Source organism: Nocardia sp. bgisy134, assembly GCF_965341865.1.
Classification (GTDB): domain Bacteria; phylum Actinomycetota; class Actinomycetes; order Mycobacteriales; family Mycobacteriaceae; genus Nocardia.
Genome location: NZ_CBDQZP010000041.1, coordinates 1 through 15,015 on the forward strand (window position 1 = coordinate 1; position 15,015 = coordinate 15,015).

Here is a 15,015-nt window from a genome sequence, read left to right on the forward strand (position 1 = left end):
CGAGCGCCAGCGAGGTGGAGGCATGAGCACGAGGGCGGAGACATGGCGACACTGAGCGATCGGCTGGACCACATCCTTGGCGCGAAGGCCGCGGATTCGCTGGCCGACGCCTTCGATATGAACACCGTCGAGGACCTGCTGCGGCACTACCCGCTGCGCTACGCCACCCAGGGCCAGCCGCTCACCGAGGAGGCGCCGGAGGACGGTTCGCACATCACCGTCATCGGCCGGATCACCAAGACCGAGCTGAAGCCGATGCGCAACCGGCGCGGCTCGCTGCTGAAGGTGTTGCTGGACACCGGTTCCGGACGCCCGGTCGACGTCACGTTCTTCAACGGTGACAAGGTGAAGTACGTCGTCAAAGAGGGACTTCGGGCGATGATGTCGGGCACCGTGAGCTACTGGCGGCCCGGCAGCTGGAATCTCAGCCATCCCGGCTACCTGATCCTGCCCGAGACCGAGGACGATTCGGTCGGCACCTTCACCAAGGTGCGCGGCGGCGGCGATCTGCGCGGCCTGGCAGAGAGCGCGAAAGGCGCTGGCGGCGTGGATGTCTCGTTCATGGAGCGGGAATTCATCCCGGTGTATCCGGCCACCGCGAAGGTGCAGAGCTGGGATCTGCTCGCCTGCGTGCGCCAGGTGCTCGAACAGCTCGACCCGATCGACGATCCGCTGCCGGAGGACGTTCGCGACGACCGCGCTCTGATGCCGGTCTCCGACGCGCTGCGGTTGATCCATCTGCCGGAACGCAAGACCGATATCGACCGGGCCAAGGAGCGGCTGCGCTTCGACGAGGCGCTGGCGCTGCAACTGGTGCTCGCCGAGCGTCGGCACGAGGTCGCGGGCCGGACCGCGCGACCGTGCCCGCCGCGCACCGACGGCATCGCGGCGGCCTTCGACCGGCAGCTGCCGTTCGAGCTCACCGCCGGTCAGCGGCAGGTGATCTCGGAGATCTCCGCCGATCTCGGCCGCACCCAGCCGATGCACCGGCTGCTACAGGGTGAGGTCGGCTCCGGCAAGACGATCGTCGCGCTGCACGCCATGCTCCAGGTGGTCGACGCAGGTCAGCAGTGCGCGCTGCTCGCGCCGACGGAAGTTCTCGCCGCTCAGCACTATCGGTCGCTGCGCGGGATGCTCGGCGAACTCGGCACGGCGGGCGAGCTCGGCGCCGCCGAACAGTCCACCCGGGTGGTGCTGGTGACCGGTTCGATGTCGGCGTCGGCGAAGAAGGCCGCGCTGCTCGAGGCCGTCACCGGCGAGGCGGGCATCGTCATCGGCACGCACGCGCTGATCCAGGACAACGTGGAGTTCTTCGACCTGGGCATGGTGGTGGTCGACGAACAGCACCGCTTCGGCGTCGAACAGCGGGACGCGTTGCGCGCCAAGGCGAAAGCTGGAAGCAGCCCGCATCTGCTCGTGATGACCGCGACCCCGATTCCGCGCACCATCGCCATGACCACGCTCGGCGATCTGGAGACCTCCACGCTCACCGAGCTGCCCCGCGGCCGTTCGCCCATCACGTCGAAAGTCGTTCCGCGCAAGCTGCATCCGAACTGGGTGGACCGGGCCTGGGAACGCATCCTCGAAGAGGTGAAAGTCGGCCGCCAGGCTTACGTGGTGTGCTCGCGCATCGGCGACGACGAGGAGAACGGCGGCTCCGGCAAGGGGCGCGGCCGCGGCAAGGCGGCGGAGGAGAAAGAGGCCCCGGCCACCCAGGCCGTGGTCGACGTCTTCGACATGCTGCGCGCCGGACCGCTCGCGGGCATCCGGGTCGGCCTGTTGCACGGCAGGCTGCCCTCGGACGAGAAGGACCAGGTCATGCGCGCCTTCAACGACGCGGAGATCGATGTGCTGATCTGCACCACCGTGGTCGAGGTCGGCGTCGACGTGCCGAACGCGACGGTGATGGTGATCGTGGACGCCGACCGGTTCGGCGTCAGCCAGCTACACCAGCTGCGCGGGCGGATCGGCCGCGGCAAGCACGCGGGGCTGTGCCTGCTGATCACCGACGCCGCGCCCGGCGGTTCGGCGATGACCCGGCTCGAAGCCGTGGCCGCCACCACCGACGGTTTCGAGCTCGCCGTGCTCGATCTGCGCCAGCGCCGCGAGGGCGACGTGCTCGGGGCGGCGCAGTCCGGCACCGCCAGCTCGCTCAAGCTGCTCTCCCTGCTCGACGACCTGGAAGTCGTCACCGCGGCGCAGGATCTGGCCAGGCAGCTGGTCGAGGCCGATCCCGGTCTGCGCGAGCACCCCGGCTTGGCGGGCATGATGCACGCCGCCGTCGACGGTGAGCGGCTGGAGTATCTGGCCAAATCATGACGCGCGCCGGGGACGGACCGCGGCCGCGATCCGCCCCTCGGCGAATGGTGCTATGCCACAACGGCTTTCGGCTGCTCCTCCGTCGCGTCGGCGGCATTCGCGCCGCGCGAGTCCGCGGTCCACAACCCGATGACCGCCGCCGAGATCGCGATCAGGCCGCCGACGAGCAGCGCGCGCTGGAAACCGTCGGTCATCGCGTCGAGCTGCGGCTCGCCCGCCGCCAGCTGCGCGGTGGTGCGGGAGGTGGCGATCGCGGTCAGCACGGCGATGCCGAGCGCGCCGCCGATCTGCTGGGCCGTGTTGAGCAGCGCGGCGGCAAGTCCGGCCTGTTCGGCGGGGACGCCGGCGTTGGCCGCGGTGGTGTTCGCGACGAACACGGCGCCCGCCCCCACCGACATGACGAGCATGCCGGGCAGCACGTTCGTCAGGTAGGACCCGTCGGTCGGGATGAACGACAGCCACACCACGCCGAGCCCGGTGATCGCGGCGCCGCCGATGATGACCGGCCGGGTGCCGACCCGGGCGAACAGTTTCGCCGAAAGGCCAGCCGCCGCACCGATGGTGAGGCTCACCGGCAGATAGGCCACGCCCGCCTCGAACTCGCCGTACCCGAGGACCGACTGCATGTAGAGCGTCACGAAGAAGAACATCGCGAGCATGCCCGCGGCCAGGGTGAGATGGGTCAGGTTCGCCGCCGCCAGGCCGCGGATGCGGAAGATCGACAGCGGCATCAGCGGATCCGCCGAGTAGCGCTCGTTCGCCACGAAGGCGATCAGCAGCGCGGCCGCGCCGCCGAGCAGCGCGAGCGTCGTCGCGTCGCCCCACCCGTGCTCGGGCGCCTTCACGAGTCCGTAGACGAGCAGCATCAGCCCGCCGGTGCCCAGCGCGGTGCCGAGCAGGTCGAAGCCGCCGCGGATCTCGTTGCGACGATCGTTGGGAACGAGCGCAGGGACGGCCGCCAGCACCAGCAGGCAGACCGGGGTGTTGACGTAGAAGATCCAGCGCCAGCCGGGGCCCTCCGCCAGCACGCCGCCGAGGAAGACGCCCGCCGCCGACGCCAGGCCCGCGGCCCCGCCCCACACGCTGAGCGCGGCGGTGCGGTCAGGGCCCTCGCGGAAACTGGTGGTGAGGATCGACAGCGCGGCGGGCAGCATCAGCGCCGCGCCGACGCCCTGCGCGAGGCGCGCGCCGATCAGCAGCCCGCTCGCGTCGGCCAGCCCGCCGATCGCCGAGGCGACCGCTATGGTCAGCGTGCCCGCGATGAGCACGCGGCGGCGTCCGAGCAGGTCGGCGAGACGGCCGCCGAGCAGCATGAGTCCGCCGTAGGTGAGCAGGTAGCCGCTGGTGACCCATTGCAGCGTCGACACGTCCATGCCGAGTTCGCGCTGGATGGTCGGCAGCGCGACATTGACGATCGAGCCGTCGACGAAGTCGAGGAACGCGACTGTGCACAGCAGCGCCAGCGTGAGCTTGCCGCGGCGAGTCGCCAGATACGAGGGTGTTTCGGTCGGTGCGAGCACTGGCCTGGTCCTTCTCTGTGGTCGGACGGTTGTCGTCCGGTCACCAACCCAGAGCGCGCGGAGCCGAGGGAGGTGACATCGGCGGCCGCCCGCGAGATTCGGATCACACCTCGCGGCTCGCGATGTCACATCCGAGGCGCGGAAACACTCTCGGACAACGACAGCCGCGCGAGCTTTCCGGCACAGGAGGAACGATGATCGAGACCATGGACGAACAGCCGACGCGAATCTTCGCCGAGCACCGCGAACTGCTGTTCTCGATCGTGTACAACATGCTCGGCACCGTCACCGACACCGAGGACGTCCTGCAGGACACCTGGCTGGCCTGGGTGTCGCGCCATCGCTCCGATCTCGGCGAGATCACCAGCCCGCGCGCGTACCTGGTGCGGATCGCGGTGAACGCCGCGCTCTCGCGCCGGGAGAGCATCGTCCGCAGGCGCGAGACTTACGTCGGGCCGTGGCTGCCCGAGCCGCTGGTCGCCGACACCCCCGAGATCCGAGACAGCGCGGATGCCGCCGAGATCGCGCTGCGGGGCGAGTCGGTCTCGCTGGCCGTGCTCGTGATCCTGGAGACGCTGACCCCGCTGGAACGCGCGGTGTTCGTGCTGCACGAGGTGTTCGGCTATCCGCACGCCGAGATCGGCGCGATCCTGGGCCGGGAGACCCCGGCGATCCGTCAACTCGCGCACCGGGCGCGGGATCACGTGCGGGCGAAGCGCCCGCGCTACCAGGCCGATCCGCGAACCCAGCGCGCGGTGACCGAGCGCTTCCTCGCCGCCCAGCTCAGCGGGGACGTGACGGGCCTGCTGGAGATGCTCGCGCCGGACGTCACGTTCCTGTCCGACGCGGGCGGCCGGGCGCGGGCGGCGCTGCGGCCGATCCACGGGGCGGACAAGGTCGCGCGTCTGCTCACCAGCCGGATGGTGATCGCTTCCGTGCCGGACATGACCGTCCGGGTCGGGCGGACCAACGGCGATCCGTCCGCGATCGTGTACTCCGGCGGCGAGCTGCAAGCCGTCGTGGTGCTGGACATCGACGCGGACACCGGAAAGGTGCGCGGCGTCTACGCGATTCGCAACCCGGAGAAGCTCCGCCACCTGCGCGGGTGAGGTTCAGCGCAGCATTCGGGGATACGGCAGATCGGTGCTGGTGTTCTCGGCGACCGCGAGCGGGCTGCCGATCTGCGGAAATGCCCGCTGCGGGCAGGCGGGCCGCTCGCACACCTTGCAGCCCGCGCCGATCGGCACCGCGGCGGCCGGGTCGTCCAGGTGCAGGCCGGTGGAATACACCAGGCGGTCGGCGTATTCGATGTCGCAGCCGAGTCCGATGGCGAAATTCTTGGTGGCCGTACCGAATCCGTGCGGGGCGATGAACGAGGTGCGGGCGATCCACAGGTAGCGCCGTCCGTCGGGCATGGCGGCGATCTGGGTGAGGATGCGGCCGGGATTCGCGAACGCCTCGTGCACCACCCACAGCGGGCAGCTGCCGCCGACGCGGGAGAAGTGGAAGGCCGTGGCGGACTGGCGTTTCGAGATGTTGCCCGCGCGGTCGGTGCGGACCAGGAAGAACGGCACGCCGCGCTGGCCCTGCCGCTGGAGGGTGCTCAGGCGGTGGCAGATGGTCTCGAAGCCGACCTCGAAACGCAGGCTCAGCAGGTCGATGTCGTAGCGCAGTTCCTCGGCCGAGCGCAGGAACCGGCCGTAGGGCAGGATCAGCGCGCCCGCGAAGTAGTTGGCCAGCCCGATCCGGGCCAGCGCGCGGGATTCCCCGGTGAGCGAGGGGGTCTCGCTGAGCACCGCGTCCAGTTCGGCGCCGAAGAGCAGGAAGCCGAGCGTGGTCGCGATCTGGAAGGCGCGCTGCCCGGGCCGCAGCCTGCGGGCCAGGGTCAGCGTCCGGCTCTCGGGGTCGTAGTGGCGCTTCGGGATCGACGGATCGGCGCCGTCGCCGCGCACCAGCACGGTCACCCCCGCCCGCTCCTCGGCGATCCTGGCCAGCTGGCGATCCAGCGAGCCGATGGTCAGTCCGGACTCTTCGAAGAGCTGTTCGGCGAGGTGATCGAGGTGCGGAATGTGATTGTGGTGGTCGTAGAAGAAGTCGCGGACGTCCTCGTAGGGCATCGGGACGCCGGGCCCGCCGGTGGGCGCGGCCACCCGGGAGGAGAGCAGATCCAATTGGTCGGTGGCGGCGCGCAATCGCCGGTGCATGGCGACCAGGAGGCGGGCCACCTCCGGCTGCCTGGTGGCCAGCTCCTCGACCTCGGCCAGCGGGGCGCTGTCGCCGCCCGCCGCGTCGACGAGCACCTCGTGCAGATCGGAGACCAGTCTGGCGTCGGAGTCGGCGGCGAAGAACTGCACATCGAGGTCGAAGGTGGAGTTGAGCTTCAACAGCACCGGAATGGTGAGCGGTCGCTGGTCGCGTTCCAGTTGGTTGAGATAACTGGGCGAGAGATCCAGGGATTTCGCCAGTGCCGCCTGGGTCATCCGCCGTTCCTCGCGCAATCGCCGCAACCGGGCGCCCGCATACATCTTGCGCACGGGCGAATCCTAGCCGCTGAGTCTTCGCAAACATCGCAGATTCGGCACTTCTCGCCCACAAAAATCGGCATTTGCAAGGGGTTTTTGCTTCGGAGTTCGCTGCGTAGCGTGCGAAGAGAGGCCCTTGGGCCTGCTGAGCTGGCCGTCTGGAACCGGAGGATGCATGAAGACCCATATCGTACGCGCTCGCGCCGCCGACGAGGCGTTTCCGCGCGGCGAACATCTGGCCGCGAGGATCGCGGAGGTGGCCGCGGATCCGGTCGAGGTGACCGACGAGGTGGCCGAGATGATCGTGAACCGCATCATCGACAACGCGGCCGTCGCCGCGGCCTCGGTGCTGCGGCGTCCGGTCACCAGCGCGCGCACCCAGGCCACGGCGCAGCCGTATCGACCGCGTGAGGGGCGGTCGGGTGGCACCGTCTTCGGCCTGTCCACGCAGACCAGGGTCTCCCCCGAGTGGGCCGCGTGGGCCAACGGGGTCGCGGTGCGGGAACTGGACTTCCACGACACCTTCCTCGCCGCGGAGTACTCGCACCCCGGCGACAACATCCCGCCGATCCTCGCCGTCGCCCAGCACACCGGGCGCACCGGCGCCGAGCTGATCCGCGGCCTGGCCACCGGTTACGAGATCCAGATCGACCTGGTGCGCGGAATCTGCCTGCACCAGCACAAGATCGACCACGTCGCGCATCTGGGGCCGTCGGCCGCGGCGGGCATCGGCACGCTGCTCGGGCTGGACACCGAGACCATCTACCAGGCGATCGGTCAGGCGCTGCACACCACCACCGCGACCAGGCAGTCACGCAAGGGCGAGATCTCCAGCTGGAAGGCCTACGCCCCGGCGTTCGCGGGCAAGATGGCGGTGGAGGCGGTGGACCGGGCCATGCGCGGCGAGGGCGCGCCCGCACCGATCTGGGAGGGCGCCGACGGCGTCATCGCGTGGCTGCTCGGCGGAACCGACGTCGAGTACCGCGTGCCGCTGCCCGCCCCCGGCGAGGCCAAGCGCGCCATCCTGGACAGCTACACCAAGGAGCACTCGGCGGAATACCAGAGCCAGGCCCCGATCGACCTGGCCCGCCGGATGCGTTCGCGCATCGACGATCTCGACCGGATCGAGTCGATCGTGCTGCACACCAGCCATCACACGCACGTGGTGATCGGCACCGGCTCCGGCGATCCGCAGAAGTTCGACCCGCACGCCAGTCGCGAAACCCTCGACCACTCCGTTCCCTATATCTTCGCGGTGGCGCTGCAGGACGGCGGCTGGCACCACGAGCGCTCCTACGCCCCGGAACGCGCGCAACGACCGGACACCGTCGCGCTGTGGCACAAGATCTCCACGGTCGAGGATCCGGAATGGACCCGCCGCTACCACTCGACCGACCCGAACGAGAAGGCGTTCGGCGCACGCGCGGTGGTGACACTGCAGGGCGGCGAGACCCTCGTCGACGAGCTGGCTGTCGCCGACGCGCATCCGCTCGGTGCGCGGCCGTTCGCCCGCGCCCAGTACATCGAGAAGTTTCGGACGCTGGCCGACGGGGTAGTAGATCCTGCGGAGCAGGACCGTTTCCTCGACGCGGCGCAACGCACCACGAAACTCGGTGCGGGAGAACTCGATCAGCTGACGTTCACCGTGGCGCCCGAGGTCCTCGGCCGGGCACCGGAGGTTCGTGAGGGGATCTTCTGATGCCCGACCAACTCCGTTCCGGCCTGATGGCCGCCACGACCACCGCCGCCGACAAGCGGGCCGCCTTCCGCACTGGACTGGCCTCCGGGCGCATCCAGCGCCTGCCCGGCGCGTTCAACCCGCTGGTGGCCACGCTGATCCAGCGGCTCGGATTCGAGGGCGTCTACGTCTCCGGCGCGGTGGTGTCGGCCGAATTGGCGCTGCCCGACATCGGTTTGACCACGCTCACCGAGGTGGTCGAGCGCGGTCGGCAGATCGCCAGGGTGACCGACCTGCCCGTGCTGATCGACGCCGACACCGGCTTCGGCGAACCGATGAACGCCGCGCGCACGGTGACCCTGCTCGAGGACGCGGGACTGGCGGGCTGCCACATCGAGGACCAGGTGAACCCCAAGCGCTGCGGCCATCTCGACGGCAAGGCCGTGGTGCCGGTGGACGACATGGTGCGCAGGCTGCGGGCGGCCGTCTCGGCGCGCCGCGATCCCGGCTTCGTGATCTGCGCCAGGACCGACGCGCGCGGCACCGAGGGACTGGACGCGGCGATCGATCGCGCCAACGCCTACGCCGACGCGGGCGCGGATCTGATCTTCACCGAGGCGCTGGCCGACCCGGCGGAGTTCGCGAAGTTCCGTGCTGCCGTTGACGTTCCGCTGCTCGCCAACATGACCGAGTTCGGCAAGTCCGAGCTGCTGTCGGCGCGGACGCTGGAGGAACTCGGCTACAACGCGGTCATCTATCCGGTGACCACGCTGCGGCTCGCTATGCACGCGGTGGAACAGGGGTTGGCCGAGATCGCGGGCACCGGAACGCAATCCGGTCTGCTCGACCGGATGCAGCACCGCGCGCGGCTCTACGAACTTCTCGACTACGAGCGATACAACGACTTCGACTCCGGAATATTCACCTTCACGCTGAGCGAGTGAACCATGACCGAGATCAGAAAGGGGCTGGCCGGAGTGGTGGTCGACACCACCACCGTCTCCAAGGTCGTGCCCGAGACCAATTCGCTGACCTACCGCGGCTACGCGGTCCAGGATCTGGCGGCGCACTGTAGCTTCGAGGAGGTCGCCTACCTGCTCTGGTACGGCGAGCTGCCCGATGTCGCGCAGCTCGAGCTGCTGTGCCAGCGGGAGCGCGCGCAGCGGCGGGTCGACCGGTCGATCCTGTCGCTGATCGAGAAGATGCCCGCCAGTTGTCACCCGATGGATGTCGTGCGCACGGTGGTCAGCTACCTGGGTGCGGAAGACCCGGGCACGGACCCGGACGGCATTGCCGCGCCGAAAGACCTGCTGGCCAGGGCATTACGGCTCACCGCCGTGTTGCCGACGGTGGTGGCGGCCGATATGCGCCGCCGTCGCGGCCTCGATCCCATCGCGCCGCACTCGCACCTGGGCTTCGCGGAGAACTTCCTGACCATGTGCTTCGGCGAAGTGCCCGACCAGCGGATCGTCCGCGCCTTCGAGGCATCGCTGATCCTGTACGCCGAGCACGGCTTCAACGCCTCCACCTTCGCCGCGCGCGTGGTCACCTCCACCCGCTCCGATCTCTACAGCGCGGTCACCGCCGCCATCGGCGCGCTCAAGGGCCCGTTGCACGGCGGCGCGAACGAAGCGGTGATGCACGCGATGCTGGAGATCGGCGAGCCGGAGCGTGCGGCGGACTGGTTGCGCGGCAAGCTCGCCGCGAAGCAGAAGGTGATGGGCTTCGGGCACCGCGTCTACAAGAACGGCGACTCCCGGGTGCCCACCATGAAGGCCGCGCTGGACGACGTGGCGGCGGTGACCGGCGGGCAGCGCTGGTTGCGCATGTACGACGAGCTGGAACGCGCCATGGCCGAGGCCACCGGCATCCGCCCGAACCTCGATTTCCCGGCCGGGCCCGCGTATTACCTGATGGGCTTCGACATAGAGATGTTCACCCCCATCTTCGTGCTGAGCCGTATCACCGGCTGGACCGCGCACATCGCCGAGCAGTCGGCGGCCAACGCGCTCATCCGGCCGCTGTCGGAGTACGCGGGGGTGGCGCAGCGGGAGCTGCTGGCCGCGGGCGGGGCGGCGCGGCGGTAGGCGACACGGTCGGACCTCGACCGCCGACAGCCCGCGCGTGCCGTGGGCCCGCGCGGTCGGGGTCGGCGCGGACGCTCGCTCAGCCGAAGTGCCGGGCGGGGTCGGGCGAACCCCTATTGAACCAAGCGACTATTTGGTTGAATCGGTGGATCGACCCGATGCCCCGCCCGGCGCCAAGGAAGCGAGCGTTGCCATGACAAGTCCGGACGAACTCGTCCGCGCGATGTGCCAGAGCTGGTCCGATCTCGATCCCGACCCCGATCGGATCAGCTCGTACTTCGCCGAAGACGCCGTGTACCACAACATTCCGATGGAGCCGATCGTCGGCCGCGCCGCCATCCGCGATTTCATCGCCGGATTCCTCAGCTCCTTCGACGCCATCGATTTCGACATCCACCACCAGGTGACGTCCGGCGACATCGTGATGAACGAACGCACCGACACCTTGCGCGGTAACGGTCGCGACACCCCGCTCCCCGTCATGGGCGTCTTCGAGGTGCACGACGGCGCCATCACCGCGTGGCGCGACTACTTCGACATGGCGGCCGTCGACCGCGCCTTCGGCGTGCCCGGCTGAGACTGCGTCGCCTTCTCGCACCGCCTCGGCGATGCCCGGGCTCCGTCGCCACAAGCCATCCGCCGGCCACACTGCGAGCTGAGGGCGCCGACTTCCGGCTCGGCAGTGGCGGGACTCGGCGCCCAGATATGCAGGGCATGCTCCCCCATGCGCAGTCACTACATTGACGATCTCAGCGCTCGGTGCCTTCCAGTAGTGCAAGATACCGGCGTCCGAACAGATAGGCGTCTCCTGGCCAGCGTGCGGAGAGATAGTTGCGATCTTCGACGATGAAGGCGGGGGTGTCGTCGGTGGCGGTGCCGCGTCTGGTGAGTTCGAGTGGGCCGCGCTGGAATTGGGTGTCCGAATTGTCAAGAGCCGCGCGGACCTCGTCCTCGACGTAGGCCGGATACGTGCGGTAGTAGCGGCCAAGTCGCCATGCGGTGCTGAAATACGCGATGCGCTCCATGTATTTGGGCAGGCAGGTGGTGCGGCGCTGGGCGAGCACGCTACGGCCGGTAGCGGGATCTTCGGACCGGGCGAGGACGAGGACACCGTGGCAGATGGCGCCCACCGGCCGGCCCAGGGTCCAGAACCTTGCGACCTGCCGCTGCAGTGTCTCCGAGCCCAGGTACTGCCGCATGCCGGGTGCATGTCCGCCGGGTAGAAGCAGTCCGTCGAAGTCGTCCACGTCGACCTCCGACCAGGAGACCGTGGCGGTGAACTCCGGTGTGCCGGTGAGCTGCTGGTAGAAGGTCCGGGGCTCGGCTTCGGCACCGAGTTGACCGAAGATGACTCCGGTCAGCAGCCGCGGATCCGCCACGGGCACCGTACCCGCTCGCTCGGTGGTGAATACCACCTCGTGTCCGGCGTTGGTCAGGATCCGCCAAGGCACGGCGACCTCGGTGACGTCGAAGTCGTGGTCCGGAACCGGCATGAGAACGCGCATACGCACATCATCGCAGCCGGCACTCATCCGACTCCGGCAGCGTTCGGCGTGCGCCGTAGGTTCCTCAGCCAGGCTGGTCCAGGTGTAGGCATCGTGCTCGGTCAGTTCGATCGGTGTGCGTTCGGCCTGCATGGCTGAGAAGTGATATCGCCCGCGGGGGAACCGCACGGACGCGGCGCACGTCGAACAAAGCAAGTGGGGAGCAATGTTTCGTCGACGTGTGAGGAGGGGTGACATGGAACGGTCGAGGTGTGTGCCGTCGTGGCGGCAAGGGGTGAGTCCCAAGGCGCGGGTGCGTCCGGTGCGGGAGGCGGGGGAGGCTTGCGAGAGTTACACGCCGAGAAAGCGGCGGCAGCAAGGACGTCCGGCGGAGGGGGAGTGAGATCGCCTCTGGCGGAGGGGTGATCGGTGTCAGCCGGGGCAGGGGAGGTTGAGTCCGCCGGAGGGCGGGTGAGATTCGGTGCGCAGCGGCCGGGCCGCGCGGGAAGCGCGGCCCGGCCTTCGTGCTAGCGCACCGCCTTGGCGGCGGCCACCATGTTGCGCAGCGAGGCCTCCACCTCGACCGGGCCGCGGGTCTTCAGCCCGCAGTCCGGATTCACCCAGAGCCGCTCGGCGGGAACGGCTTTCAGTGCCGCGCGCAGCGAAGTGGTGATTTCCTCGACGCTCGGCACCCGCGGGGAGTGGATGTCGTAGACCCCCGGACCCACGCCCAGGTCGAAGCCCGCGGCATTGAGGTCGTCGAGTACCTCCATGTGCGAGCGAGCCGCCTCGATGGAGGTGACGTCGGCGTCCAGCCCCGCGATCGCGTCGATCACCTCACCGAACTCCGAATAGCACAGGTGGGTGTGGATCTGCGTGGCATCGGAGACGCCCGAGGTCGCCAGCCGGAACGAGCCCACCGACCAGTCCAGGTACGCGGCCTGATCGGCGGCGCGCAACGGGAGCAGCTCGCGCAGCGCGGGTTCGTCGACCTGGACGATGCGGATGCCCGCGGACTGGAGATCGACCGTCTCGTCCCGGATCGCCAGCGCCACCTGGCGCGCCGAGTCGGCCGGCGGCTGGTCGTCGCGCACGAACGACCAGGCGAGGATGGTGACCGGTCCGGTCAGCATGCCCTTGACCGGCTTGTCGGTCAGCGACTGGGCGTAGGTGATCCAGTCCACGGTCATCGGCGCGCGGCGGGTGACGTCGCCGAACAGGATCGGCGGCCGCACGCAGCGGGTGCCGTAGGACTGCACCCAGCCGTTGTCGGTGGCGGCGAAACCGTCGAGCTGCTCGGCGAAGTACTGCACCATGTCGTTGCGCTCGGGCTCGCCGTGCACGAGCACGTCCAGGCCCAGCTTCTCCTGGAGCGCGACGACATCGGCGATCTCGGCGCGCATCCGACGCACGTACTCGGTCTGATCGATCTCGCCCTTACGCAGCGCCGCCCTGGCCAGCCGGATCTCGGAGGTCTGCGGGTAGGAGCCGATCGTGGTGGTGGGCAGTGCGGGCAGATCGAGCCGCTGCGCCTGGAGCGCGCGACGTTCGTCGGCGGGCGCGCGCCGGGTGGCGTCCGGACCGAGCGCGTCCAGCCTGGCCCGCACCTGCGCGTCGGAGAGCCGAGGGTCGGCCTTGCGCGTCGCCGCGGCGGCCCGCGCGGCGGCGAGCTCGTCCGCGATGGCCTCGGTGCCCTCCGTCAAAGCCGTTGCCAGCAGGCGCACTTCGGTCACCTTCTCCGCGCCGAAGGCCAGCCAGGAGCGCAGCCGCTCGTCCAGGCCGGTCTCCGGGCCGAGCGAGTACGGCACGTGCAGCAACGAGCAGGAACTCGACACTGCCACCGACGCCGCGCTGCCCAGCAGCGTGCCGAGGGTGGACAGGGCGCGATCCAGGTCGGTGCGCCACACATTGCGTCCGTCGACCACGCCCGCCACCAGCAGCTTGCCTGCCAGCGACGGCAGCGCGGCCACCGCGGACAGATCCCACGCGGCGGTGAAGTCGAGCGCGATGCCCTCGACGGCGGTCGCCGCGAGCGCGGGCAGTGCGGCCCCCGGAGCGCCGAAGTAGGTGGCGACCAGGATCGCGGGCCGCTCGCTCGCCTCGGCCAGCTCGGCGTAGGTGCGCCGCACCAGCTCGATCTCGGCCCCGGTGAGATCGGTGACCAGCACCGGCTCGTCGATCTGCACCCATGCCGCACCCGCGGCGGCCAGCTGCCGCAGCAGGTCGCGGTAGAGCGGCACCAGCTCGCCGAGCCGGTCGAGCGCCGCGCCGCCGGTGCTCTTGGCCAGCTTCAGGAAGGTGATCGGCCCGACCACTACCGGACGCGCAGGCACGCCGAGCTCCTGCGCTTCGCGCAGCTCGTCGAGCAGCTTGTCCGGGTGCAGCGCGAACGTCGTCTCGGCGCCGATCTCGGGAACGAGGTAGTGGTAGTTGGTATCGAACCACTTGGTCATCTCCAGCGGTTCCACGGTGTCGGTGCCGCGGGCCGCCGCGAAGTACCGGTCGAGCGGATCGACGATCCCCGCCACCCGGGCGGGCAGCGCGCCGAGCAGCACGGCGGTGTCGAGCACCTGGTCGTAGTAGGAGAAGGTGCCGACCGGGATCGAGTCGAGCCCGGCCGCCCGCAGTTCGGCGAACTGGGCGCGTCGCAGGTCGCGGGCGACGGCGCGCAGCTGCTCGGCGTCGATGCGCCCGGCCCAGTACGCCTCGGTGGCGCGCTTCAATTCCCTGCGCGGTCCCACGCGCGGTAGCCCGAGAACGGTCGCGGTGAAGGGTGTGTGCTGAGAAACAGTCACGGTGTGCTCCAGTGCTTTTCAGGTCGTGAGCCATCGCCATGCGAGCACGCGGCGACCGGCCGACGTCGCGGGCAGCCGAGTGGAGACGGAGCCCGGGAAGATCAGCACTGGTGGTCCGCGCGCCCAATCCACGAGGCGGTGGCCGCCGGATACGGCGTATCCGGCACGGCTGGCAGGTCTTCGGACTCGCGGGCACCGGCTGCGGAGCTACGCTCCCGCCGACCTACTTGCCGCCGCTTCCCAGGTCTTGGCCCAGTGCGTGATGACGGTGTTCGTTCCTGCATACCGCTGCGGGACAGTCCCGGATTCCCACCGGGTTCCCTCTCGCCCGCCGCCCGGGGGACCGGGAACGGGTTTCGACTCCGGCGCGCGACGTCGGGGCTCCATCTCGTCGGGCGCACTGGAGAACCAGCTGCGTTGTCCAGCATAAACGGGAGCCGGGGTATTCCGGACGCACCCCCCGGCCCGCCGCGCACCGACGGGGCACGGCGGCGGTGAGATGTGACGCAGGGATGAACGCAACTTCGCAAGCCTGCTAGGTCTCGTTGTGAAGATTGCTGCGAAGGGGACTTCCCTGTCGGTGCTGTATCCGGGGCCGGGTACCTTGGTT

Annotated in this window: 10 protein-coding genes and 1 riboswitch; of the genes, 6 read left to right on the top strand and 4 right to left on the bottom strand. The window is 69.6% G+C overall.

The genetic code is table 11. The features are described from left to right. The first annotated feature begins 42 nt into the window (after positions 1-42). Positions 43-2,319, top strand: a complete 2,277-nt coding sequence (gene recG, locus ACRWNM_RS36215) for an ATP-dependent DNA helicase RecG (RefSeq protein WP_431972676.1) — start codon at positions 43-45, stop codon at positions 2,317-2,319. A gap of 50 nt (positions 2,320-2,369) precedes the next feature. Here recG and ACRWNM_RS36220 read toward each other — a convergent pair whose 3' ends face one another. Next, the gene (locus tag ACRWNM_RS36220; protein ID WP_431972677.1) at positions 2,370-3,839 is read right to left on the bottom strand and encodes an MFS transporter; all 1,470 of its coding nucleotides are present in this window, start codon (positions 3,837-3,839) and stop codon (positions 2,370-2,372) included. A 194-nt stretch (positions 3,840-4,033) separates the two neighbouring features. Between ACRWNM_RS36220 and sigJ the strand changes: the two genes are divergently transcribed. After that, positions 4,034-4,948 (top strand): RNA polymerase sigma factor SigJ, encoded by a 915-nt coding sequence (gene sigJ, locus ACRWNM_RS36225; RefSeq protein WP_431972678.1) that lies wholly within the window; start codon positions 4,034-4,036, stop codon positions 4,946-4,948. Positions 4,949-4,951: 3 nt separating this feature from the next. Here sigJ and ACRWNM_RS36230 read toward each other — a convergent pair whose 3' ends face one another. Continuing rightward, on the bottom strand, positions 4,952-6,373 hold the full coding sequence (locus tag ACRWNM_RS36230) for a short-chain fatty acyl-CoA regulator family protein (RefSeq protein WP_431972679.1): 1,422 nt from the start codon (positions 6,371-6,373) through the stop codon (positions 4,952-4,954). A 163-nt stretch (positions 6,374-6,536) separates the two neighbouring features. Here ACRWNM_RS36230 and prpD point away from each other — a divergent pair, with 163 nt between their 5' ends. The 4 genes from prpD to ACRWNM_RS36250 all read left to right on the top strand — a co-directional run bounded on the left by prpD (position 6,537) and on the right by ACRWNM_RS36250 (position 10,703). Further along, positions 6,537-8,060 (top strand): 2-methylcitrate dehydratase PrpD, encoded by a 1,524-nt coding sequence (prpD, locus tag ACRWNM_RS36235; RefSeq protein WP_431972680.1) that lies wholly within the window; start codon positions 6,537-6,539, stop codon positions 8,058-8,060. Continuing rightward, positions 8,060-8,983 (top strand): methylisocitrate lyase, encoded by a 924-nt coding sequence (prpB, locus tag ACRWNM_RS36240; RefSeq protein ID WP_431972681.1) that lies wholly within the window; start codon positions 8,060-8,062, stop codon positions 8,981-8,983. Before prpD ends, prpB begins: the two co-directional genes overlap by 1 nt. A 3-nt stretch (positions 8,984-8,986) precedes the next feature. Beyond that, a complete protein-coding gene (locus tag ACRWNM_RS36245) occupies positions 8,987-10,126 on the top strand; it encodes a bifunctional 2-methylcitrate synthase/citrate synthase (protein WP_431972682.1) in 1,140 nt (379 codons plus the stop codon). A 193-nt stretch (positions 10,127-10,319) separates the two neighbouring features. Continuing rightward, positions 10,320-10,703, top strand: a complete 384-nt coding sequence (locus ACRWNM_RS36250) for a nuclear transport factor 2 family protein (RefSeq protein WP_431972683.1) — start codon at positions 10,320-10,322, stop codon at positions 10,701-10,703. A 172-nt stretch (positions 10,704-10,875) separates the two neighbouring features. Here ACRWNM_RS36250 and ACRWNM_RS36255 read toward each other — a convergent pair whose 3' ends face one another. Beyond that, positions 10,876-11,631: a type 1 glutamine amidotransferase domain-containing protein gene (locus tag ACRWNM_RS36255; protein WP_431972684.1), complete on the bottom strand. Its 756-nt coding sequence runs from the start codon at positions 11,629-11,631 to the stop codon at positions 10,876-10,878. Between the two features lie 506 nt (positions 11,632-12,137). After that, on the bottom strand, positions 12,138-14,405 hold the full coding sequence (gene metE / locus ACRWNM_RS36260) for a 5-methyltetrahydropteroyltriglutamate--homocysteine S-methyltransferase (RefSeq protein WP_431972685.1): 2,268 nt from the start codon (positions 14,403-14,405) through the stop codon (positions 12,138-12,140). A gap of 154 nt (positions 14,406-14,559) precedes the next feature. Beyond that, positions 14,560-14,765, bottom strand: a riboswitch (cobalamin riboswitch). Between the last annotated feature and the right edge of the window lie 250 nt (positions 14,766-15,015).

Bases quoted from the DNA above. Each gene is read 5' to 3' on its own strand.
- recG (WP_431972676.1), top strand. From the start codon at position 43: ATGGCGACACTGAGCGATCGGCTGGACCACATCCTTGGCGCGAAGGCC.
- sigJ (WP_431972678.1), top strand. From the start codon at position 4,034: ATGATCGAGACCATGGACGAACAGCCGACGCGAATCTTCGCCGAGCAC.
- prpD (WP_431972680.1), top strand. From the start codon at position 6,537: ATGAAGACCCATATCGTACGCGCTCGCGCCGCCGACGAGGCGTTTCCG.
- prpB (WP_431972681.1), top strand. From the start codon at position 8,060: ATGCCCGACCAACTCCGTTCCGGCCTGATGGCCGCCACGACCACCGCC.
- ACRWNM_RS36245 (WP_431972682.1), top strand. From the start codon at position 8,987: ATGACCGAGATCAGAAAGGGGCTGGCCGGAGTGGTGGTCGACACCACC.
- ACRWNM_RS36250 (WP_431972683.1), top strand. From the start codon at position 10,320: ATGACAAGTCCGGACGAACTCGTCCGCGCGATGTGCCAGAGCTGGTCC.
- ACRWNM_RS36255 (WP_431972684.1), bottom strand. From the start codon at position 11,631: ATGCGCGTTCTCATGCCGGTTCCGGACCACGACTTCGACGTCACCGAG.